This window comes from Bradyrhizobium sp. IC3195, assembly GCF_020193585.1.
GTDB lineage: Bacteria > Pseudomonadota > Alphaproteobacteria > Rhizobiales > Xanthobacteraceae > Bradyrhizobium > Bradyrhizobium yuanmingense.
Window position 1 is genome coordinate 105,811 of sequence record NZ_JADYVG010000022.1, and the last position, 22,690, is coordinate 128,500.

Genomic DNA, 22,690 nt, shown 5'->3' on the forward strand with positions numbered 1-22,690 from the left:
ACAGGGAGACGATCATGTCGATCGAGTTCATCGGCTTCATCAGCAACAACAATTCGTCCGAGACCATCGTCCGGGAAGGACCGGTGCTCAATCCGACCCATATCGAGACGGTGGCGAAGGCGCATGAGAATGCCGGCTTCGACCTCGCGCTGCTGGCGTTTCATTCGACCTCGCCCGATGCGCTCCAGGTCGCCCAGCACGTGCTCAATCACACCGAGAGGCTCAACGTGCTCATCGCGCAGCGGCCCGGCTTTACCGCCCCGACATTGCTGGCGCGGCAGTTCGCCGTGCTCGACCAGTTTTCCCGCGGCCGCGTCGCGCTCCATGTCATCACCGGCGGCAACGCCACCGAGCTGCGGCAAGACGGCAACACTCTCGACGACAAGGACGAGCGCTATGCCCGCACCTCTGAATTCCTCGACGTGCTCAAGCTGCAATGGAGCAGCGACAAGCCGTTCAGCTACAAGGGCAGGTACTACCAGGTCGAGAACGCCTTCTCGCAGGTGAAGCCGTATCGCCCCGAAGGCATCCGCGTCTATTTCGGCGGCGCCTCGGATGCGGCGATCGACGTCGCTGGCAAGCATGCCGACACCTTTGCGCTGTGGGGCGAATCCTACGCGCAGGTGCGCGATATCACCTCGCGCGTGCACAACGCCGCGGTGCGGCAGGGGCGGCCGACGCCGCGCTTCAGCCTGTCGGTGCGGCCGATCATTGCACCGACCGAGAAGCAGGCCTGGGAGAAGGCGGAGGAAATTCTCGCGCGCGCCACCGCGCTCCAGGACAAGACCGGCTATCGCAAGCCCGCTGACGGGCATGCCACCGCCGGCGCACGGCGCCTGCTCGCGCTCGCCGATCAGGGCAGCCGCATCGACAAGCGGCTCTGGACCGAGATCGCAAAGCTGACCGGCGCCAACAGCAACACCACGGCACTGGTCGGCACGCCCGAGCAGGTTGCGGAGGTCTTCGGTGACTATTACGATCTCGGCATCAGCCATTTCCTAATCCGCGGCTTCGATCCGCTGATCGATAGCATCGAATACGGCCGGGAGCTGATCCCGCTGACACGCGAGCTGGTCGCCAAGCGCCAGGCCGTTCGCGGCGAGGCCGCAGAATGATCCGCCTCATGTTGGCCGGCGCGCTGCTGTTCGCTTCGTTCGAAGTCGCAGCTGCGCAAACCACGCTCCGTGTCGGGGACCAGAAGGGCAATGCGCAGGCCGTGATGGAAGCGGCCGGCGTGCTCAAGGATGTGCCCTACAAGATCGAGTGGAGGGAGTTTCCGGCGGCCGCGCCGCTTCTGGAAGCGCTCAGCGCCGGCGCGATCGAGACCGGCCTCGTTGGCGATGCGCCCTTCACCTTCGCCGCCGCGTCGGGCGCGCCGGTGAAGGCGATCGCTGCTATCCGGCAGACGCGCGAGGGGCTCGCCATCCTCGTGCCCGAGAATTCGCCGATCAAGAGCTTTGCCGATCTCCGGGGTAAGAAGATCGCGACCGGCCGCGGCTCGATCGGCCATCAGCTGATCCTTGCTGCGCTGGAGAAGAACGGCTGGAGCGCGAACGACGTCCAGATCGCGTTCCTGGCGCCGTCCGACGCCAAGATCGCCTACACGCAAGGCTCGGTCGATGCATGGTCGACCTGGGAGCCGTATGTGAGCCAGGAGGAGGTGCTGTTCAAGTCGCGGCGCGTCATCACCTCGGAAGGGCTGACGCCGGGGCTGAGCTTCCAGGTAGCGCGGCCCGACGCGATCAGGGACAAGCGCGCCGAGCTGACCGATTTCATCCGCCGCCTCACCGCGGCGCGGGCCTGGTCGCTAAACAATATCGACAGCTATGCCGCGACCTGGGGCAGGTTGATGAACATCCCCACCGCCGTGCCGCAGAACTGGCTGTCACGCGCCAAGATCAGGATCGCGCCGATCGATGACGGCGTGGTCAAAGACGAGCAGGCGACGATCGACCTCTATTTTCGCTGGGGCCTGATCAAGCAGAAGCTGGATGCCGCGGAGATCGTCGATCGCTCGTTCACGGACGCGATCGCGAAGGTGGGGTTGTAATGCTCCGTCGTCATTCCGGGGCGCGACGAAGTCGCGAGCCCGGAATCCATTCATCGACAGACATTGCGGCTCGATGGATTCCGGGCTCGCCCTTCGGGCGCCCCGGAATGACGACTGTGGGTGTGAGAGCTCACGAGTCACTCAAGCATTCGTGAAGCGCGACGAGCACGTTCCAGCGCAATCGCCTTCTTCGAAATATTCCTTCTGCATTCTCACCGCCCGGCAACACCCTCATTGCCATTTGCGCCGCAGCTCTTGCGGCACGGCGCACTCCCGCAAAGATCAATCCGACGACCACATCGGGAGACCGGCCATGGGCCTGCAAGAAACAAAAATCGAATCGCTTCCCTTCGTCACCGCCGAACTCAATTATCTCGCACCGATCGACGGCAAGCCGCGCACCTACGCGTTCGATCCGCCGCCGGGTGAGCCGAAAACCACCTCGCTGCCGGAGCCGCATCAGGTGCCGATCTTCGATGCGCGGCTGATCGCGCAGAACTTCTCGCTGGATCGCGAGGGCTTTGCGTTGGTGCGTCATCCGACCCAGGTGAAGGATTTTTACAACGACGAGGAAATCCGCAGCGTCTACTATCCAGCGGTCGAGGCGTTCCTGCGCGCGACGCTGAAGGCCGACCGCGTCGTCATCTTCGACCACACCGTGCGCAAGCGTGTCGAAGGCGCGCCGGATATCCGCGACGGCGGCCCGCGTCAGCCGGCCACGCGCGTCCATGTCGACCAGACGGCAATCTCCGGCGCCAACCGCGTGCGCGAGCATCTGCCTGATGAAGCCGACGAGCTGCTGAAGGGGCGCGTGCAGGTGATCAATCTGTGGCGGCCGATCCGCGGTCCCTTGCGGGATTCACCGCTCGCCATGGCCGACGGCACCACGGTCAAGCCGGAAGACCTCGTCGCTTCCGACCTGATCTATCCCAACCGCCGCGGCGAGACCTATTCGGTGAAATACAATCCGAACCACCGCTGGTTCTATTTCCCGGAGATGACGCCGGATGAGGCGCTGCTGCTGAAGTGCTACGATTCCGCAACCGACGGCCGGACCCGTTTCGGGCCGCATACCGCATTCGTCGATCCGACCACGCCGGCCGATGCTGTGCCCCGCGAGAGCATCGAAGTCCGCACGCTGGTGTTCCACCGGCAGTAACAACGTGTGATGGCCCTGCCGGGTCCATGCATCATGGGCGCGGGCGTCGTTCAGGTCTCGGTGGATTAGGCGTCCGAGCGCGCTATAGTGCCGCCCAATGCAAAGGGGGCGCTATGACAAGGATCAGGGTAGGACTCGTCGGCTGCGGCTTCGTGTCGGAGTTGCACATGTATGCGTTCCGGCGCGTCTATGGCGTTGACGTCGAGGTCGCGGCGGTTGCTGCCCGCGGCGACAAGGTTGTCGCGTTTGCCGGGCATCACAATATCCCGCGTGTTTACCGGAGCTTCGCCGAGCTGATCGCCGACCGCGATCTCGACGTCGTCGACATCTGCACCCCGCCCAATCTTCACGCCGAGATGATCGTCGCCGCCATGCAGTCCGGCAAGCACGTCATCTGCGAAAAGCCGTTCGCCGGCTATTTCGGCCGCGAAGGCGATCAGCAGCCGATCGGCAAGCACGTGCCGAAGGCGCTGATGTATGAACGCGTGATCGAAGAGATGGACAGGACGCGGGCCGCGATCGAGCGCACGGGCAAGCTCTTCATGTATGCCGAGGACTGGATCTACGCGCCGGCCGTAACCAAGACCGCCGAGATCATCAAGGCGACCAAGGACAAGATCCTGTTCATGAAGGGCGAGGAGAGCCATTCCGGCTCGCACGCCGCGCATGCCGCGCAATGGGCGATGACCGGCGGCGGCTCGCTGATCCGCATGGGCTGCCATCCCCTCTCGGCCGTGCTGTATCTGAAGCAGGTCGAAGCCAAGGCGCGCGGCGAGCGCATCCATGTGGCCAGCGTCACCGGCGATGTCGGCAACGTCACCGCCGGGCTCAAGCCGGAGGAGCGCAGCTACATCAAGGCCAATCCCGTCGATGTCGAGGACTGGGGCACGCTCACCGCCACTTTCTCGGACGGCACCAAGGCGACGGTGTTCTCCGGCGACATGATCATGGGCGGCGTGCGCAATCTGATCGAGACCTATACGAGCGGCGGCTCGCTGTTTGCCAACATCACGCCCAACAATCATCTGATGAGCTATCAGACCAGCGAGGAGAAGCTCGCTTCCGTCTACATCACCGAGAAGGTCGACCGCAAAACCGGCTGGCAATATGTCTGCCTCGAGGAGGAATGGACGCGCGGCTATTTGCAGGAGATCCAGGACTTCATGGAATGCGTCGCGACGGGCCGCCAGCCGCTGTCGGACCTCGCGCTGGCCTATGAGACGATCAAGGTGAACTACGCAGGATATTGGGCGGCGGAGGAGGGGCGGCGGGTGGTGTTGTAGGCGACACGAAGTCGCTGAACGGGGCCACAGGCCCACTGCAAATCCTTCTCCCCTTGCGGGAGAAGGTGGCGCGAAGCGCCGGATGAGGGGTTGTTTCCGCGCATCCCAATGAGAGTTGAACACGCGGAGGGGGCCCCTCACCCGTCTCGCCGCAACGCGGCGAGCCACCCTCTTCCGCAAGGGGAGAGGGTGTACACTGCCCGTGCCGCCCCCTCACGCCCCGTAGGTCGAGCCCTTCGGCAGCGGGAAGACCGGGTCCTGCGTGCGGATGTTGGTCGGCCACACGACGGAGATGTGCGCGCCGGCGTTCTGCATCACGACCGGCGTCGAACGTTCGTTCTGGCCGGAGAGCGGCGTGCCTGGCGGGAAGAATTTCACGCCATAGCCCTGGATCGTGCCGCCCGCGGGGATGTCGACGTCGAGCGCCGCTTTCCGGATCGCCTCGGGCTCGAAGCTGCCGTACTTCTCCTTGGCGACAGGCAGCACGTTGTTGAGCAGCACCCAGGTCTGGTTGAAGCCCATCGAGCAGTGCGGTGGCACGTCGGTGGCGCCGGTCTTGGCCTGGTAGCGACTGACCATGGTCTTGATCAGATCGCCCATGCCGGGCGCGAGCTTGGCGGGATCGAGCAGCTGTGCCGGCACCGGGTCGATGTTGCAGAAATTGTCGATGTCGGCGCCGAACGTGGCGCGCAACTTGTCGAGCTGGCTGTAGCCGGCACCGGCTCCGAACAGCATCTTGAAGCGCAACCCGCTCTCGCGGGCCTGGCGCAGGAACAGGGTGATGTCAGGGTTGTAGCCCGCGTGCGAGATCACGTCGGCCTTGGCCCGCTTGATCTTAGTCACCAGCACCGACAGGTCGGGCGCCGAGGCCGAATAGCCTTCGCGCAGCACCACCGGAATGCCGGCCTCTTTCGCATAGGCTTCGTCAGCGGAGGCAACGCCGACGCCATAAGGGCCGTCCTCGTGGATCAACGCGACCTTGACCTCCTTCGGATCCATGCCGAGCTTTGCTTTGGCGTGCTCGGTGAGGAAGCTTGCAAAGGCCTGGCCGTATTGATCCGAATGGATCTGCGCGCGAAATACGTGTTGCAGGTTCTTGTCCTTGAACACGGCGGTCGAGACCGCGGTCGTGATCCAGAGGATCTTTTTTTGCTGCTCGACCTTGGCCGCGAGCGGCACCGCATGCGAGCTGGCATAGACGCCGTTGAGGATGTCGATCTTCTCTTGGCTGATCAGGCGTTCGGCCTCGTTGATCGCAACGTCCGGCTTGCTCTGCGAATCCGCGGCGACCGGAGCAACCTTGTATTTGCCGCCGACACCGCCTTTCTCGTTGACGAGGTCGATGGCGATCTGCGCGCCGATCGAGGAGGCGACCGAGCCGCCGGCGGCGAAGGGGCCGGTGAGGTCGTAGATCAGGCCGATGCGTATAGTCTCGGCTTGTGCCTGGGCGCGTGTCCAATCGAGGCTGAGTGCGGCGGCGGCAGCCGCCGATGTCTTCAGCAGCTGCCTGCGTGAAGTCGGCATCCTATCCTCCCTCAAAACCGTCGTTCGATCTTGTTGTTGTTCGCAAAGTATGGGGAGCGGGGCGGCGGAAAGTCAATATCGCGAAAGTCCAGGTTCTTCGGCGCCGGCGCTTCACGCCGGCGCGTTCGTTCGTGGGTGGTGCCGCTCAGCCCGGCCCGGCGCCTTGGGTCGCCGTATACACCGCGTAGAGCGATTGGCTTGCGGCCATGAACAGGCGGTTGCGCTTGGGGCCGCCGAAGCAGACGTTGCCGCACACTTCCGGCAGACGGATGCGGCCGAGCAGTTTGCCCTCCGGCGACCACACGGTGACGCCGCTGTAGCCGACGGCGCGTCCGGCATTGCTGGAGGCCCAGAGATTGCCGTTGACGTCGCAACGCAGGCCATCCGGCCCGCACTTCACGCCGTCGATCACGCAATCGGTGAACTTCTTCAGGTTCGAGAGCTTGTTGTCGCTGCCGACGTCGAACACGAAGATCTCGCCCTTGCCGCCGGGGCCGGTGTCGCCCGGTCCCTTGCCGGTCGAGGCGATGTAGAGCTTCTTGTAGTCGGGCGAGAAGCAGAGCCCGTTCGGGTCGGGCACCTGGTCTTCGGTAACGACGAGGTCGATGCGGCCGGAGGGATCGATGCGATAGCAATTGGTCGGCAGCTCGCGCTTGCCCGGCACGAAGCCGGCCGGCTGTCCGATCCGCGGATTGAGCTTGCCGCCTGCATTGCTCGGGCCGCCCGCGACGTCGGGCTCGCCTTCGTAGAGCTGGCCGCCATACGGCGGATCAGTGAACCAATAGCTGCCGTCGGGATGCGCGGCGATGTCGTTCGGCGAGTTCAGCTTCTTGCCCTGGTAGGACTCGGCGAGCACGGTGGCGGTACCGTCATGCTCGTAACGCGTCACCCGTCGCGTCAGGTGTTCGCAGGAGAGCTGGCGGCCCTGGAAGTCGAACGAGTTGCCGTTGGAATTGTTGGAGGGCGAGCGGAATACGCTGACGCGGCCGTCGTCCTCGGTCCAGCGCATCTGCCGGTTGTTGGGAATGTCGCTCCACAAGAGATAGCGGCCCTGCGCACTCCACGCCGGGCCTTCCGCCCAGAGCAGCCCGGTATAGAGACGCTTGATCGCGGTGTTGGGCTGCGCGAGATCGTTGAAGGACGGATCGACCGCGATGATGTCGGGGTCCCAGAAATAGGTCGTCGGCGCGCCGCCCGGGCCGAAGTCGCGCGGCGGCGTCGTGATCGTCGTCGGCGGTGCGGCGGGCCCGGTCTGGGCCAGCGCGGGGCCCGCCAACGTGGCCGCGGCGCCGAGCGCCAGCCCCCCGACCAGCGTTCGTCGTGAAAGCGCAGCATCGTGCGCACGCTGCTCCTGCTCAGGAGCCTCCTGGCGTGTCATCGTATCCTCCCGGTTACGTTCGGCCGGCCGGTTGATCCGGCCAAGCGCGGCGAAGGTTAGTCCGGTCCGCGTCCGGTTGCGAGGGGCAGACTTGAAACCGCGGCGTGATCGCGGGTCGCAATTTCGTCACCTTCGAGTGCGTTTGGATTGCAGGGCGCTAGCAGGGGATAAAGCCGGAGCTCATTGTGCAAGTCGTCATCCTGGTCATCCTTCTCTCACTCGCGTTTGCGGCCGGCTATTTCACGCGGGATTACGTCTCCCGAAAAAGGCGCGCGGAGGCACGCCGCTGGCGCGAGTACGCCGAGCCGGACTGGCTCTCAGCCAATGCGCCGGCCAACACCAACGAGATCGCGAAGACCGGCACCGCTGCGCCCACCGGCGAGCTCGGCCAAATGCTGAACCGTTGGGAGAACAGGGCGCGCGCCCGCCGCACCGGCACGGCCTAGGCCTACCCTTTTAGGTCATCTATGTTGACCCTCTTTTTGGCGTTGCAGTTGCGGCCATTTCTCGTCTAGAAACGGCCACATCGGGCCTCTCCCGAAACCAACCGTCAACGGTTTTGACCGAGGATTTGAGGCTCTACAGGGTCTGGCAATGCTGATTCGCGGCCAAATCGAGGGGATTTCGGGGGAGGTGGCTCTGGCCGCCGCCGCGATCCCGGCTGCGCTGCTGCCCACCCTCCTTATTGGCGGCCTTCTTCTTACTTGCCCCTGAGGGCCGGCTGGGCGCCATGCGCCTGGGCGCTCAGGGGTTGGTCGAGATCAACGGACACCTCAAGCGCCAAGGGACTGAAACGGCTCTGAACGGCGCAAACGCTCAAAAGGAAATCTAGGAATGGCCACCGTGAACAAGTCCGAGAAGGACCGCGTCATCATTTTCGACACCACGCTGCGCGACGGCGAGCAGTGCCCCGGCGCCACCATGACCTTCGAGGAGAAGCTCGAGGTCGCCGAACTGCTGGATGATATGGGCGTCGACGTCATCGAGGCCGGCTTTCCGATCACCTCCGAAGGCGACTTCCAGGCGGTCAGCGAGATCGCCCGCCGCTCCAAGAACGCCGTCATCGCCGGCCTGTCGCGCGCCCATCCCGCCGACATCGACCGCTGTGCCGAAGCCGTGAAGTTCGCCAAGCGCGGCCGCGTCCACACCGTGATCGCGACCTCGCCGCTGCACATGCGGGTGAAGCTGAACAAGACCCCGGAGCAGGTGATCGAGACCTCGGTCGCGATGGTCGCGCGCGCCCGCAACCAGATCGACGACGTCGAATGGTCGGCCGAGGATGGCACCCGCAGCGAGATGGACTTTTTGTGCCGCATCGTCGAGGCCGTGATCAAGGCCGGCGCCACCACGGTGAACATCCCCGACACCGTCGGTTATACGGTGCCGGAGGAATATACCCACTTCATGAGGACGCTGATCGAGCGCGTGCCGAACTCGGACAAGGCGGTGTTCTCCGTGCACTGCCATAACGATCTCGGCATGGCGGTCGCCAACTCGCTGGCCGGCATCACGGGCGGCGCGCGCCAGGTCGAGTGCACCATCAACGGCATCGGCGAGCGCGCCGGCAATGCCGCGCTCGAAGAGATCGTTATGGCGATCAACGTGCGCAACGACAAATTCCCCTACTGGAACAAGATCGACACGACGCAGCTGACCCGCGCCTCGAAGCTGGTCTCGGCGGCGACCTCGTTCCCGGTGCAATACAACAAGGCGATCGTCGGCCGGAATGCCTTCGCCCATGAGAGCGGCATTCACCAGGACGGCGTGCTGAAGGACGCTTCGACCTACGAGATCATGCGCCCCGAGATGGTCGGCCTGAAGCAGTCCTCGCTGGTGCTGGGCAAGCATTCCGGTCGCCACGCCTTCGTGCACAAGCTGGAGGAGATGGGCTACAAGCTCGGTCCGAACCAGTTGGAAGATGCGTTCACGCGGATGAAGGCGCTGGCCGACCGCAAGAAGGACATCTACGACGAGGACATCGAGGCGCTGGTCGACGAGGAGATGGCGGCCTCGCACGACCGCATCAAGCTGACCTCGCTGACGGTGATCGCCGGCACCCACGGTCCGCAGCGCGCGACCATGAAGCTCGACGTCGACGGTCAGATCAAGATCGAGGAAGCCGAGGGCAATGGCCCGGTCGACGCCGTCTTCAACTGCATCAAGCGCCTGGTGCCGCACGAGGCCAAGCTCGAGCTGTACCAGGTGCACGCAGTCACCGAGGGCACCGACGCGCAGGCGGAAGTGTCGGTGCGGCTGGCGCAGGACGGCCGCTCGATGACCGCGCGTGCGGCGGATCCGGATACCCTGGTGGCTTCGGCCAAGGCCTATCTCGGCGCGCTCAACAAGATCGTCATGAAGCGCCAGCGCGACAATGTGACGGCGGCGGCGAGCTGAATGGCTGCCCTGCTAAGGGACAATAGCGGCTGTGTAAGCGAGCCGCTATTGATGCAGCCGGCATAAGACTGGCCACCCGGCGCCGCCGGGCGGCTCAAACAAACGACAGGGAGAGACCATGCGCACCTCGGCGATCGCCGCCTCCATCGCGGTTCTGGCACTTGGCTTGAGCGGGCCGGCATCGGCCCAATCACCGATCATCATCAAATTCAGCCACGTTGTCGCCACCGACACGCCGAAAGGCAAGGGCGCGGAGAAGTTCAAGGAGCTCGCCGAGAAGTATACCGGCGGCAAGGTCAAGGTCGAAGTCTATCCGAACTCGACGCTCTACAAGGACAAGGAAGAGCTCGAGGCGCTCCAGCTCGGCAGCGTGCAGATGCTGGCGCCGTCCAACTCCAAGTTTGGGCCGCTCGGCATCCGCGAGTTCGAAGTGTTCGACCTGCCTTACATCCTGCCCGACATCAAGACGCTGCGGAAGGTGACGGAAGGGCCGCTCGGCACCAAGCTGCTGAAGCTGCTGGATGCCAAGGGCATCACCGGCCTTGCCTATTGGGACAACGGCTTCAAGCAGATGAGCGCGAACAAGAAGCTGATCACGCCGGCCGACTATCAGGGCGTGAAATTCCGCATCCAATCCTCGCGCGTGATCCAGGCCCAGTTCAAGTCGCTCGGCTCGCTGCCGCAGGTGATGGCGTTCTCGGAAGTCTACCAGGCACTCCAAACCGGCGTGGTCGACGGCCAGGAGAACACCTGGTCGAACATCTACACCCAGAAGATGCACGAGGTTCAGAAGTACATCACCGAAACCAATCACGGCTACATCGGCTACGTCGTGATCGTGAACAAGAAATTCTGGGACGATCTGCCGGCCGACATCCGTGACCCATTGTCAAAGGCGATGAAAGAGGCGACCGAGTTCAGCAACGCGCAGTCGCAGAAGGAGAACGATGACGCGCTGGCCGAGATCAAGAAGAGCGGCAAGAGCGAGATCATCAAGCTGACGGCCGATCAGGACGAGGCGATGCGCAAGGCGATGGAGCCGGTCTACAAGGAGGCGGCGGGCCGCATCGGCCAGGGGCTGATCGACGAGTTCCTGAAGGAAGCCAAGAGCCCGACGAACTGACCTCGACGGGCGACCCCAACGAAGGGCTTCCGCGCAGCGCACGGAAGCCCTTTTTGTTGCGAATTATTTTTGTTCGCATCTGAACGGACATTCACGGCGATTACATCTCTGTAAGAGCGCGCTTCCTGTCCAAGTTGTAAGTTGCGCGTCAGCCCCCTCGCGCTCATCCTCACGGGTATCCTTCCAGAGGAGGTCAGGATGAAGAAATTCACCATCGCCGCCATTGCCGTGCTCAGCATCGCCGGCTCGGGCGCGGTCTATGCCCAATATCATCGCCCGTGGATGGAGCACGTCCGCCACATGCGCATGAGCCCCGAGGACCGCGCCGCCTTCGTCGATGCGCGGATCGCCGCCGTCCATGCCGGGCTGAAGCTGAACGCAGACCAGGAGAAGCTGTGGCCGCCGGTCGAGGCGGCGGTGCGGGAGTTCGCCAAGCTGCGCATCGACCGCGCCAATGCGCGGATGAATGCCGGGCCGGGCGATGCCGACAGGGCCGAGGATCCGATCGCCCGCCTGCGCCAGCGCGCCGAGGACATGGGCGCCAGCTCCGCCGCCCTGAAGAAGATCGCCGATGCCGCCGATCCGCTCTACAAGACCCTCGATGAGGGCCAGAAACGGCGTCTCGCCGTGCTGACCCGGCACCGCGGCCCGTTCGGCGGCGGCGAGGACGGCCCGCGCCACCACCACTTCAAGGAGCGCATGGACCGCATGATGGAACGGGGCATGGACCACTTCCACCACGACCGCTTCGACCGTGACCGCGGTCCCGACCGGGACCGGGAGGGCCGGCTCTGAACGGACCGGTTCTCAGGCCGTAAACCTGGCGAAGCCGCTGGAATCCAGCGGCTTTTCGCATTTTCGGGGCTGCGGACGAGACCTTGGAAAACTTGCGTCCGATCGCTTGCCAGACCCGGAACGCTTTGCTAAACGACCGGCCTCGCAAGGCCTTGACCGCCTTTCGGGCGCATAGCTCAGTTGGTAGAGCAGCTGACTCTTAATCAGCGGGTCCCAGGTTCGAGCCCTGGTGCGCCCACCACCTTTAAGCCCGCAGGGGCTTTTTTAAATTCTTCGATAGAGCAAAGCGCGTCTGGTGCGACGTTTTTGTTGGAGTGGACACGGCCGGTTTGCTATTCGGTGTTTCCCTAGTTTCTATATCTTCACCCATTCGATACAGCGCGCAGATCCGATGGGACAAGTCGGTCACGTGCTTGTCGTAGATTAGGAAATTGGAGCGGGCAGAACGGACGGTGTGTTCTGTCCGTCGCAGCAAGATACCGCTTGCTGCAGAACCAGAACCAGAATGTTCCGGATCTGCGCCCGCGAAGCGCAATGCGCAGTTCGATGCGGCGGCGCAGCGATCGCTGGCGGAGTCATACGCAAGATCCTTTATGCACGCACGAACTAGCCGGCTTAACCTCTTTCGCGTCAGCCGCGCTTTCGCTGAGAGGGTAACGTAAATTCCACGACCTCGTGCTTGTCGCACGGATCAGGTGGCTGATTTTTCTTCACGATCAGCTCGAGCTCGAGAGCCTCGAAGGCGAGCTCATCCGCCAAGCGCTTGAACAGCTCGCGCTTCTCTATGTCCGTCGCCCGCTGACTCATCAGCGTAAATTCTCTCGCGTCAGCGCGGACCTTTTCCAAACGTCGTCGGAGGTCCTTCATGTGTGCCGGCGTAGCTTTTAATATTATCCTCGGCCCGAACAATCAGTTTGCTTGTTCGGATTCACCGGGAGTCAACTGCCGAAACTCGATACTGGTTCGATGCGGACCGCCAAATTCGTCGCTCATCGTGCTGCGATATTTGGCCATGCTCCATGACCCGGCCCCTGTTCAGGGACTGCGGGCTGAGGTCGGCCGTCCTGGCTGATGAGCTATCTCTGTCCGGCTCTCGCCCGATGATGCACAGAACGGGCATACCTGAAGGGGCATGAATGTTCGAAAGCGCACAGACGCGAGTGTTGCGCCCGACTAGGCTGCGAGCGATCCTGGGCGTTCGCGAAGCGCTCAGGGCCCGATGGCATCGGCGGATGCCAAATGTGCCGGCTGCAGCGAAGCGGTTCCGTCCGCGAACGCAGTGTTGCCGGCTGCGTGCCGGGCATGAGGCAGGAATAAGCTCGGCAGATTAGATCAACGATGGTCGTTCTCGTGCGTAGTGTCCTTCTCATAGTGGGAATATGGCTGCTGGTGAACGTTCTGTTCGTTGTAGCTGTCCTGCCCTCGCGCAGACCGGCACCTACTCGGCACGCAGCAATTCCATCTCCGGCGACGATCAACACGACGGCCGGTCGCTCGGATGGTCGCGAACCACCACTCCTGCAGCGCGGGATGACTCCAGTTGCAATCAGAGTTCTTTTCGTCGTCCTCCTCCTTCCAGCCCTTCGAGCGTGGAATGCGGTTAGGCGGCACTTCAGAGAGCATCACGACTAGAGTCGGGCCATCGTGCGCTTGAGTTCTCGTCGATGTCTTCACTGCGCCGCGGGCCCCCCGAGCGATTCAGCGAGACCGTCAGCCGGATCGCAAGTGCGGTCGCTACGGCCAATGGCTCCAACCATAGTCATGACCCGCGTTAAAACGATAATGTGAAAATCTCAGATCGGGAAACAGCCGGCGCCAGCATTCCCAACCCAAAATGCCGCAATCGGCGCTCAATTTGTCTGGCGCTTTTGAGCTGAAGCCTGATCGATCAGGAAATCGTCCAAGTCTCGGCCGCTTCGAAGCTGCGGCCGCAGCCATCGCGGCTGCCTGCCACGACCCGACCATGTCTCCGCTGGGTTCTTCGGATTGCGATATTTGGGACGGACGGGCGGATATGGACGACGGCGCTTGTAATTGAGCCGTGTGACCTCGCTGGCCAGTCTAATGCTGCGCAGCCTTTCCTCCAAACGTGCTTTTTGCACCAACATTTTCTGAGTGAGTTTGGCGGCGACCTCTTGGTGAAGGGTCCAGAGTTCGTCAACGGAGAGCGAATTAAAATGCGCGGTGTTCATGGCTCCAATCCGAATCTTGGGCAGAAGGCCCGGGCACACAAGTCGGGAATCAGGGAGCAGGCAAGCCGCCAGTTAAATATTGATCGCACAATCCACATTTATCCGCTAGGTGGCAGGGAGAAAGGCGCGACGATGGCCATATCGCGATGGAGTATTTAATTCGTAGCGGGGGTGTCCACGTATCGCGACATCCACGAACTCATCCCTCGGCAAGTTTTGCTTTGGTGTTCGGGAACGGGCGCAACTATCGCAATCGACCGGGCGGCTACGCCGCGGATCGAGGCCCGGCGCAACTCAGATGACCGATGAATCCATCGGCCTATCCTTGTTGCAGGCATCCCTGGAGTGCTGGACCGGCATATAAATTAGGTGGCCAAGAATACCATTAATTCATCGCGTTGCCCGATTTAAGCCGCATGGGGGCCGTTGTCGCCGCTAAGGCTCAAGCGGGGGCGCACCCGGGAGTTTCCGATGTCCGGACATTTGCGATTGTACTTCGCCAGTTTGCTCCTTGTCGGAGGTTTTTCGGCGACGCCTGCGTCTTCCAATCCTCTAACCGACTTCTTCAATACTGCTACGTCCCAACCCACGGTACCCACCCCTCCGCCGCAAGCCGAATGCGCGCCGCGTCCCGGTACCTCGACCAGTGGCGGACAGCATTGGGTCTACCGAACGGACGGTCGTCGCAGATGCTGGTTCCTGGCCGAGGGCATCGCGACGGTGAAGAAACCCATTCGGGCTCCCGCGGCCAAAGACCGTAGCGCCAGTTTCGACGAGAACCGGACCACGCAGACCACGCGGAGCGTGATCGTTGATGCGCGTGCGGAGTTGCTGCGCTCTGCACCGCCCGAGCAATCCCAGACGCCTGTAACGGAAATGCAGGTAGCAGATGCCACTTCCGATCTCGGCACGGGTGCTACCCTGATGTCGGCGGCTCCCGTCGGAGATATTCCCCGCAACCAGCTCAAGCACGAACACTCCGTGCCGGATCAAGTCAACGTTGGGCAGTTTCTCGCCGCCGCGCCTGCCGACCCACCTCAAGATATGCCGCTGGGCCCGCGCACTGCAGAGGGGCACGACGAAGCGCGCAGCTGGACGGGCTGGCTCGGTGGGCTGCTGATGACGCTTGGTGGCCTCTCGCTCTTAAGCTCGAGCCACACGCTTCGGCACGCAGTGAGACTACGCCACTGAGGTGGCGACATACGAGGTATTGCGGCCGCGCGACCGACGGATTGAACGAGCAGGTATCGCCGAACTGCCACACGTACAATGGTTCCGTTGCATCGCACTTAGTTTGGCGCTGCCTTAACCAGCGACGTCATCGCCGAGGCTCGCTAGGCGCAGATGAAAGCCGCCCAGTCCTCTTTCAAGGTAGAGGTGGACGCGAGGAACGCGGGCAATCCGTGCATCGACCGCGCGAGTGAGCCGGGTTATCCTTCGGATCCGGCGGGTCTCTAAACGGCTCTAGCTATGCCGCTCGCTTTGGTACGCCGCCTTCTGCCGATTGGTTTTGTTTCTAGATGTCGGAGCTTACTTCGAAGTTTCTCCACCTCTCTGAGCTCCTCCAGAAGCGCCTGGTGCCGTTCGCTCAGAACAGCACTAGAAGAAATTTGACGCGTACTCGACATCACATGCCTCAGAAAAGGACTTAACTAGGAAGTCGACGAAAACGGAAGACAAAGAACGCCCGACTGAAGCTCAATGAGCTAAGGCCGCGGCGGCCAGATGTTCCCAGTACTCTGCCTCTGCAAGCAATTTCCAGCTTCGCGCAGGTTGGAGTGCGGCAGTCTGACGGCAAAGCAAGGCCATTGCGCGAAAGCGGCGGGCAGCTTCCATTCCAACCTCCCATGTTTTCTTTTCTCCAACATATTTTTTAATTTTGTGATGGAGTCATCATGATTATATATAATAACGAAATAATCGTTTGTTTTGCTTTTCTCCGCACCCAGGGCAGATGCGCCGGCTACCGAGCCCGTAACAATGATGACGGGTCCTGGCTGCGCGCTACCCTCTAGAGCGTACCACCATCCCGCGATGGTCCGCCTCGCAAGGTGGGGTCCAGGAGCCTCTATGATTGCGGCACACCGGTGCAACTGACGGGAATCATGCGGCTGCAAGGCAGCGATCAGTGCGATCGGAATCTTCGAACGGATCACCTCACCCGTCGTGACAGATGTGCTGCGTCGCGCCTTCGCACGTCGCGAAATTTGCTCCATGTGCGCGGGCCAGGGGCGCAGCATCCGGTCGATTATATCGCCCTCACATGATTACCTATTAATCTTACTATAGCGCTGCTCATCCGTAATAATCCGGTGATTGCTTACCGACTCCAGCCAGCGCTCTGCCCAGGATCCGATTGTTGGTTCGGCTATCGTATTTGATTTACGGCGCTTTTGTCGATTCTGAGATTGTTGTGACGGCTCGCTTCGCAGTCCGTCGATTTAAAATCGGAATTATATATTAAATGTTGACGCTAATAAGTATTTAATGAATAGTTTGTCGCTGGCGGGGCCGGAGATAAATCCGCAGCCGCTGAAGTTGCCAAGGTGTCTGAAAAATCCATCTTGAAAGAAGGGATTCCTCTATGTTGCATCATTTCATCGAGACCAAGGAAGCGTTGAAGCGTCTGCGGACGGACCAGGACGGCGTGGTGTCATTCGAGTACATCATCGTCGCGGTTTGCATCATCGGCGCAGTGTCAGCTGTGTTCGGCGTTGGGGCCGGCGGTGCGATCGGAACCGCGCTGACAGGCGGGATCACCGCGATCACCACCGCTTTTACTGCGGCAGTCTGATACGGCCGTCCGGCCAGAGGGGGGCATCGGAATGTGTCCCCCTCCGAATGTTATTTCTCTCCATTCTTATTGTTGCTGTGCCTTCCCACCACCCTGAGGCATGCATGAGCTGGGTTTCTTCCATCGTCTCGATACTGGAAATCTCGTTGTTGCTGTATGTCGCAACGCTCGACGTCGCGACCCGCACGATCCGAAATGACGTCTGTCTCTTGCTGGCGCTGCTCGGGATCGCCCGTCAGCTTGCCAGCCCAATGCAACTTGCCGAATCCCTCATCGCCGCGACGCTCCTGTTCCTGTTGCTGCTCGCGCTCTACCAGCGTGGCGGGATTGGCGGGGGCGACGTCAAGTTACTGGTAGCTTTGGCCATTGGCCTGCCGCCGACGGGCTTGATTGAGTTGCTAGCGGTAACCGCGCTGGCCGGGGGCGTTCTTGCCCTGGTGCATCTGGTGATGCGCGTCCTGCCATATCCGAAATTGGCGCCGGTCGGTTCGTCGCTCGCACGGCGCGTCTACGCGATCGAGCGCTGGCGCCACGTGCGACACGCGCCCCTGCCTTACGGGGTGGCCATAGCGTGCGGTGGCATCTGGACCATCTCGAGCAGAGGATTTTGACATGTCATCCACGTTGCGCCTCTCGATCATCCTGGTGCTCTTGCTCGCAACCACCGCATTCGGGCTGATCGCCTACAACATGAACCTGCCGAAACAGGTTCCGGTAACGGTTACGGCGCAAGGGCCGGCGCCTCCTTCGACTGTCGGGTATTTTGTCGCGGCACGTCCGCTGTCGAAAGGTACATTGGCCCGCGAAGAAGATTTCGCCGTGCGCTCGGTGTCGCCTGAACGCCTTCCCGCAGGGGCGATCCTGGAAACACCGGACTCGAAGGCCGGACTTCCCGGCTCTCTGGTCCGCAAGTTCGTCGACGCTGGCAGTCCCATCACCTTGCAGGACGTATTGCGACCTCGGGATCGTGGCTTCCTGGCCAGCGTCCTGGCACCGGATAGCCGCGCGATCAGCATCAAGGTGGACGAGGAGTCTGGCGTGTCGGGGCTGATCAGGCCGGGTGATCATGTTGATGTCTTGTTGACCCAGGTGTTCGAGAAGGCAGATCCCGCGCGCCGGGCCCTGAGCGAGACCGTTCTAGGAAACGTTCGAGTCATCGCGATTGACCAGGAAATCATGCAGGGTGGCCGAACCGTAAGCTCGGTAGCCGGCTCGGTGGCCGGCAAGCAAGCGCAGACTGTATCGTTGGAGCTTGCCCCGGACCAGGTCAAGAAGATCACGGTCGCAAGGCAGCTCGGAACGCTTTCCCTGGCGGTGCGGGCCGCAGTCGAGCAGTGGGATACGGCGGACACTGGCGCCATGTCCAGCTGCGATGTGTCGCCGGAAATCGCCCGCCAAAATGCGATTGCCGGCCGGACAGCAGCGGTCGTTGTTCATTCCGGTGGTCAGATAAAACAATACTCCGTCAGGAAGCAGGAATCTGCCGACGGCGACGTTCCGATCAACTGCGACGGGTCGGAAGTGTCCCGCCGCGGAGCGACGATGGTGGTTCAGGCAGGCAAGTTGCTGGAGAAACGTTGATGAGCGTTAACATAGCGGCCCTCAGCACTCCTGAAGAAGCGACGTCTGTTGTCGCCCGCAATCGAATCGTCTGCTTCGTCAATGACGAATTGAGTGCCGCGGCTCTGCGCAAGGGCCTTGAAGGCAGCAATATTTCGATCAAGCGGGGCACGATCCGCAATGCCATACGGATGCTCGAAACGGACACCGAACTATTCGCCCTGGTGACGGACATCAGTGGTATCGATGATCCATTTGCCGAACTGGAGCGGCTGGCCGGCGTCTGTCCGCCCGATGTCCGGGTGGCTCTGATCGGTGAAAGCAGGGAGATCACCTTCTATCGCGCGCTTATGGAGCTCGGCTTGACCGAGTACCTGCCGAGACCGATCACGCGGGACATGGTGCTGGACCAGCTGCGCCCAAAGCTGCTGGGCGATCGTGCGCCGGCGGCAACCGACCGAGGCGGGCATGTGATCTCGATCTGCGGCGCGCAGGGCGGTGCCGGCGCAACGAGCATCGCCATCAATCTCGCGCTGCAACTGGCGGAGACCACCAAGGCCAAGGTCGCGCTGCTCGATCTTCATCTTCAAGGCGGCGAAACAGCCGTGATGCTGGGTGTTCAGCCCGGACCAGGCCTGCGCATCGCCCTGGAGAACCCGATGCGGGCGGACACGTTGTTCCTCGAGCGCGCCGCAATCGCAGTCAACGAGCGAGTCAGCCTGATTTCCGCCGATGAGGAACTGGACGCTCAGCTCGACATCACCGAAGCGGGCGTGAGGCACGTCCTTGGTCTGCTCCGCCAACGATTCAACTACATCGTTGTCGATGTCCCGGTCCCGTTTCCGTCATCCATCCATCCGGTGATTTCTCTTTCCCGGCACGTGCTGGTGCTGCTGGAGGCGGAGGTGACCGGACTTCGCAATGCCCACGCACTGCGGGCCGCCGTCACCAACATTGCCGGCAGGGATCGGGTCTTCACCTTGCTGAACCGTGCCAATCGCCCGGGGGGCCTTCCCAGGGCCGCGGTGGTCAAGGCGTTGGGGACAGAGCCTGACATGGTCGTACCCGATCTCGGGAAGGGCATGACCCAGGCGGTCAATCTCGGAATTCCCGCGCTGAAGCACGTATCTGCACTGCGACGCCATCTCGCGCCGATCGTACGGGAGATCACGGGGCTTGGCGCCGAGCAGAAGGGACGGCTGCGGAGGCTGCTGGGGCTATGAGAAAGTTTGGTAGGCGCGACGAGGAAACGCCGGTTCGCTTGCCTGCATCGACGCCGAGCTTGGCTGCAACGACGCCAAGCGTGCCTGCATCAACCTCAAGGCGCGACGAGGCTTCGATTGACCGGCCGGTGATGCCAGCTTCACTGCGCGAACGCGTCATCGAGCAGATTGAGCCATCGGTGGCCGCAACTGTTTCGCGTGAGGTCCTTCGGCGCCAGATCGAGGAAATCATCCATGGCATCGCCAATGAGGAACGGCTCGAACTGTCGGGTCGCGAGCAGCTTCAACTGGCGGACGAGATTGCCGACGACATGACCGGCTATGGGCCGCTGCGTCCGCTTCTGCTCGATCAATCGATCAACGACATCATGATCAACGGGCCGAGCAACGTTTATGTCGAACGAGCCGGCAAGCTGGAGCGGATCGCGGTGCGCTTCCGCGACAATGATCACATCGCATCGGTGGCCCAGAAAATTGCCGCGCAAGTTGGACGGCGCATCGACGAATCCAGTCCGATGGTGGATTGCCGCTTGTCCGACGGCAGCCGCGTCAACATCATCTTCCCGCCGCTGGCGATCCACAGCCCCTGCATCTCGATTAGAAAGTTTCCGAGCCGCCGCCTGGATATCGCCGCACTGATCGAAAACGGCTCGATGACCGCAGCCGTCGGACAATTGCTGGAGATTGCCGCCCGGTGTCGGCTCAATGTCCTGGTCTCCGGCGGCACCGGGTCCGGCAAGACGACGCTGCTCAACGCCATGAGCCAGTTCATCGATCACAGCGAACGCGTCGTCACCATCGAGGATGCGGCGGAGTTGCAGCTCCAGCAGCCGCACGTGATCAGCCTGGAGACCCGGCCTCCCAGCCTTGAAGGCACGGGGCAGGTGACACAGCGCGATCTGTTGTGGAATGCGCTGCGCATGCGTCCTGACCGGATCGTCGTGGGCGAGGTGCGCGGCGCCGAAGCGTTTGACATGCTGCAGGCGATGAACACCGGCCATGATGGTTCGATCTCCACGGTCCATGCCAATAGTGCTCGCGACGCCCTGACCCGCATCGAGAACATGGTGCAGATGGGGCAGGTGAATCTGCCGTCGCGAGCCATTCGAACTCAGATCGTCGCTGCACTGGATCTCATCGTGCAAGTCGAACGCATGCGCGATGGGCAACGTCGCATTATCCAGATCAGCGAGGTGATGGGGCTGGAATCGGATGTGATCACCACCAATGACATCGCAACATTCGAATACCAGGAGGAGGACGACAATGGGCGGATCTCGGGCACTTACCGGGCCACCCTTGCAGTCCCGAAATTCAAGAGCCGTCTCGTCTATTTCGGGCTCGATCGCGCCTGGGCCGAGGCAGTGAGGCAGATATGATACCTGAGGCCGTGATCGTCGCTGTTCTGGTGCTCGCGATGTGCGCAGCCGTCGGCTCGTTATGGCTCGACGGCCGGGAGCGACGCATGGACCGCCGGCTGGCGGTCGCTCTACCGGCCTCCCATCCGGCCAGCCTGCCATCCATTCGCCGGGCGGAGACCGGCTCCCGGTATCTGCTTCTCCACCGTTTGGCCAATTACAGGCCCGAGATGATTCACGCCTGGCATCCGGCGTATGTGCTGCTTGCTGCCGCTATCGCCGTAGCAGCGATCTTCTACGCTAATCGCCTGCTGGGATTTTCCGTTTTCTACGTGTCTGTCGCGGCTGCGATTGCCGCCGTGGTAGTCGTGCGAGGTCTGTTTGGCTGGCAGCAACGTCGGTTCGCCAGTCAACTTTTCCGGCAGCTGCCTGACGCCATTCAGCTGGTGACGAGTACGGTTCGATCGGGTCTGCCTGTGCACGAAGCATTTCGCACCATCGCGCGCGAAATGCCGCAACCGACGTCTGGACAATTTGCAATCGTATGCAGCGAAATGAATCTGGGAAGACCTCCGGAGGAAGCCGTCGAAGGCGTCTATCGGCGAACGCAAGTGGCAGAGTATGCGATGTTTGCGGTGACACTTGCGGTTCAATTGAAGTCCGGCGGCAGCTTGGCCGAGACCTTGCAGACGCTGGGCGACACGGTGAGTCAGCGTGTTGCGCTCGCTGCTCGCGCCAAGGCGCTGGCGGGAGAAGTGATCTTTTCCTCGCGAGCACTCACGATCTCGCCCCTGATTGCCGGAGCATTGCTATACGCGGCCAATCCGCAGAACGTCGATCTGCTGTTCACTGACCCGACCGGAAACAAGCTTCTGGCTTACGCGGTAGTCTCGGTGCTCATCGGGCATCTGGTGATAAGTTGGATGGTCAGGCGGGAAACAGAACTATGACTTTTGGTCTCGGGCTGGCGGCCCTCGCAGTCGTAGCTGGAACGGCGGCCTTCATGTTGATCATCCGCGAACTACACGTCCGTGCATTGGACACGCGGGTCTCAAACGCCGTGATGGGTATCCCTTACCGTTCAGCCCCCTTCAAAGACCTGACCGGTTGGTTCTCGTGGCTGGGCATGCGCTATCGGCGCTTCTACGCCGAGGAGAATCTGGAGGAGCTACGAACGGTCCTCCACTCATCTGGATTCAATCATCATAGAACCTTGCCGATCTGGATCGGCATCAAGATCGTCAGCATGTTCGCGCTGCCGGTCATTGCGCTGCTTCTGGCGCAACTTTCGGGAAGGAGACCTGCCGACGTGCTGGTCTTCACGCTGATGGGTGTGGTGATCGGAATCTTGGGTCCGCGATTGGCTCTGTCGGTGATGAAGCGGCGCTTTGATGCTGCCATTCGGCTGGGCACGCCGGATATGATCGATTTGCTGATCGTGTGCAGCGAGGCGGGAATGGGCCTGGAAAGCGGGCTGGGGCGTGTCGCCGAAGAAATGAAGTCGACCAATCCTGCCATGGCCTGGGTGCTGCACCGACTCCTTGATGATCTCCGGATACTGCCAAGCCGCGTCGAAGCATTCGAGAATTTGGCGGTCACTTCGGATGGTCTTCGCCGGTTCGGCACGATGATCAGCCAGAGCTTGCAGTACGGAACGCCGTTGGGCCAGGCGCTGCGCAGTATCGCGCTCGACCTGCGGCGGGAACGCATCACCAAGCTGGAAGAAAGGGCGCACAAGTTGGGCGCCAAGCTGACCATTCCGATGGTGCTGTTCCTGCTCCCAGCCATGTTCGTCATCATGGGGGGAAGTCCCGTTCTTCACCTCGTGCGTTCGTTCGCCAGCTTCGGAAAGTAGCC

At 62.1% G+C, this 22,690-nt stretch carries 20 protein-coding genes and 1 tRNA gene; 17 read left to right on the plus strand and 4 right to left on the minus strand.

Translation table 11 applies throughout. The annotated features are described in order from the left end of the window. Window positions 1-14 precede the first annotated feature (14 nt). From I6F09_RS30495 to I6F09_RS30510, 4 genes are all read left to right on the plus strand, one after another. Window positions 15-1,115, plus strand: coding sequence for an LLM class flavin-dependent oxidoreductase (locus tag I6F09_RS30495; protein WP_225189730.1), 1,101 nt, complete (start codon window positions 15-17; stop codon window positions 1,113-1,115). After that, complete coding sequence (locus I6F09_RS30500) at window positions 1,112-2,050, plus strand: ABC transporter substrate-binding protein (protein WP_036006740.1); 939 nt, start codon at window positions 1,112-1,114, stop codon at window positions 2,048-2,050. The genes I6F09_RS30495 and I6F09_RS30500 overlap by 4 nt, the downstream gene beginning before the upstream one ends. Before the next feature lie 313 nt (window positions 2,051-2,363). After that, window positions 2,364-3,209: a CmcJ/NvfI family oxidoreductase gene (locus tag I6F09_RS30505; RefSeq protein ID WP_225189731.1), complete on the plus strand. Its 846-nt coding sequence runs from the start codon at window positions 2,364-2,366 to the stop codon at window positions 3,207-3,209. A gap of 113 nt (window positions 3,210-3,322) precedes the next feature. Next, entirely contained in the window at window positions 3,323-4,492 is a 1,170-nt protein-coding gene (locus I6F09_RS30510) for a Gfo/Idh/MocA family oxidoreductase (RefSeq protein ID WP_036006745.1), read from the plus strand. A gap of 213 nt (window positions 4,493-4,705) precedes the next feature. Here the strand turns inward: I6F09_RS30510 and I6F09_RS30515 are convergent, their stop codons facing one another. Both I6F09_RS30515 and I6F09_RS30520 read right to left on the minus strand, forming a co-directional pair. Beyond that, complete coding sequence (locus I6F09_RS30515; RefSeq protein ID WP_057026370.1) at window positions 4,706-6,016, minus strand: ABC transporter substrate-binding protein; 1,311 nt, start codon at window positions 6,014-6,016, stop codon at window positions 4,706-4,708. Window positions 6,017-6,161: 145 nt separating this feature from the next. Continuing rightward, a complete protein-coding gene (locus tag I6F09_RS30520) occupies window positions 6,162-7,394 on the minus strand; it encodes an SMP-30/gluconolactonase/LRE family protein (RefSeq protein ID WP_036006753.1) in 1,233 nt (410 codons plus the stop codon). Between the two features lie 182 nt (window positions 7,395-7,576). On the opposite strand from I6F09_RS30520, the gene I6F09_RS30525 reads away from it, so the two are divergent. The 5 genes from I6F09_RS30525 to I6F09_RS30545 all read left to right on the plus strand — a co-directional run bounded on the left by I6F09_RS30525 (window position 7,577) and on the right by I6F09_RS30545 (window position 11,947). Next, entirely contained in the window at window positions 7,577-7,840 is a 264-nt protein-coding gene (locus I6F09_RS30525) for a hypothetical protein (RefSeq protein ID WP_057026371.1), read from the plus strand. A 388-nt stretch (window positions 7,841-8,228) separates the two neighbouring features. Further along, complete coding sequence (locus tag I6F09_RS30530; protein WP_036006756.1) at window positions 8,229-9,788, plus strand: 2-isopropylmalate synthase; 1,560 nt, start codon at window positions 8,229-8,231, stop codon at window positions 9,786-9,788. A 118-nt stretch (window positions 9,789-9,906) separates the two neighbouring features. Then, window positions 9,907-10,911, plus strand: coding sequence for a TRAP transporter substrate-binding protein (locus I6F09_RS30535; RefSeq protein ID WP_036025066.1), 1,005 nt, complete (start codon window positions 9,907-9,909; stop codon window positions 10,909-10,911). Between the two features lie 198 nt (window positions 10,912-11,109). Further along, window positions 11,110-11,706, plus strand: a complete 597-nt coding sequence (locus I6F09_RS30540) for a Spy/CpxP family protein refolding chaperone (RefSeq protein ID WP_225155207.1) — start codon at window positions 11,110-11,112, stop codon at window positions 11,704-11,706. A gap of 165 nt (window positions 11,707-11,871) precedes the next feature. Further along, window positions 11,872-11,947, plus strand: a tRNA-Lys gene (locus tag I6F09_RS30545). Between the two features lie 389 nt (window positions 11,948-12,336). Here the strand turns inward: I6F09_RS30545 and I6F09_RS30550 are convergent. Together I6F09_RS30550 and I6F09_RS30555 are read right to left on the minus strand one after the other, a co-directional pair. Further along, entirely contained in the window at window positions 12,337-12,573 is a 237-nt protein-coding gene (locus I6F09_RS30550) for a hypothetical protein (RefSeq protein ID WP_036025141.1), read from the minus strand. A 983-nt stretch (window positions 12,574-13,556) separates the two neighbouring features. Then, a complete protein-coding gene (locus I6F09_RS30555; protein WP_074448231.1) occupies window positions 13,557-13,898 on the minus strand; it encodes an H-NS family nucleoid-associated regulatory protein in 342 nt (113 codons plus the stop codon). Window positions 13,899-14,618: 720 nt separating this feature from the next. Here I6F09_RS30555 and I6F09_RS30560 point away from each other — a divergent pair. From I6F09_RS30560 to I6F09_RS30595, 8 genes are all read left to right on the plus strand, one after another. Beyond that, window positions 14,619-15,089 carry a hypothetical protein gene (locus tag I6F09_RS30560; RefSeq protein ID WP_225114734.1) on the plus strand — a complete coding sequence of 157 codons (471 nt, stop codon included), beginning with the start codon at window positions 14,619-14,621 and terminating at the stop codon, window positions 15,087-15,089. 1,393 nt (window positions 15,090-16,482) lie between these two features. Beyond that, the gene (locus I6F09_RS30565; protein ID WP_036008144.1) at window positions 16,483-16,692 is read left to right on the plus strand and encodes a hypothetical protein; all 210 of its coding nucleotides are present in this window, start codon (window positions 16,483-16,485) and stop codon (window positions 16,690-16,692) included. Window positions 16,693-16,796: 104 nt separating this feature from the next. Further along, complete coding sequence (locus I6F09_RS30570) at window positions 16,797-17,303, plus strand: prepilin peptidase (RefSeq protein WP_050996277.1); 507 nt, start codon at window positions 16,797-16,799, stop codon at window positions 17,301-17,303. Window position 17,304: 1 nt separating this feature from the next. Continuing rightward, window positions 17,305-18,273, plus strand: coding sequence for a Flp pilus assembly protein CpaB (gene cpaB, locus I6F09_RS30575; RefSeq protein WP_192893116.1), 969 nt, complete (start codon window positions 17,305-17,307; stop codon window positions 18,271-18,273). Continuing rightward, window positions 18,273-19,475 carry an AAA family ATPase gene (locus I6F09_RS30580; protein ID WP_225189732.1) on the plus strand — a complete coding sequence of 401 codons (1,203 nt, stop codon included), beginning with the start codon at window positions 18,273-18,275 and terminating at the stop codon, window positions 19,473-19,475. Before cpaB ends, I6F09_RS30580 begins: the two co-directional genes overlap by 1 nt. Then, a complete protein-coding gene (locus tag I6F09_RS30585) occupies window positions 19,472-20,854 on the plus strand; it encodes a CpaF family protein (protein WP_225189733.1) in 1,383 nt (460 codons plus the stop codon). The genes I6F09_RS30580 and I6F09_RS30585 overlap by 4 nt, the downstream gene beginning before the upstream one ends. Beyond that, on the plus strand, window positions 20,851-21,783 hold the full coding sequence (locus tag I6F09_RS30590; RefSeq protein WP_225150328.1) for a type II secretion system F family protein: 933 nt from the start codon (window positions 20,851-20,853) through the stop codon (window positions 21,781-21,783). Before I6F09_RS30585 ends, I6F09_RS30590 begins: the two co-directional genes overlap by 4 nt. Continuing rightward, complete coding sequence (locus tag I6F09_RS30595) at window positions 21,780-22,688, plus strand: type II secretion system F family protein (protein WP_036008129.1); 909 nt, start codon at window positions 21,780-21,782, stop codon at window positions 22,686-22,688. The genes I6F09_RS30590 and I6F09_RS30595 overlap by 4 nt, the downstream gene beginning before the upstream one ends. Window positions 22,689-22,690 lie beyond the last annotated feature (2 nt).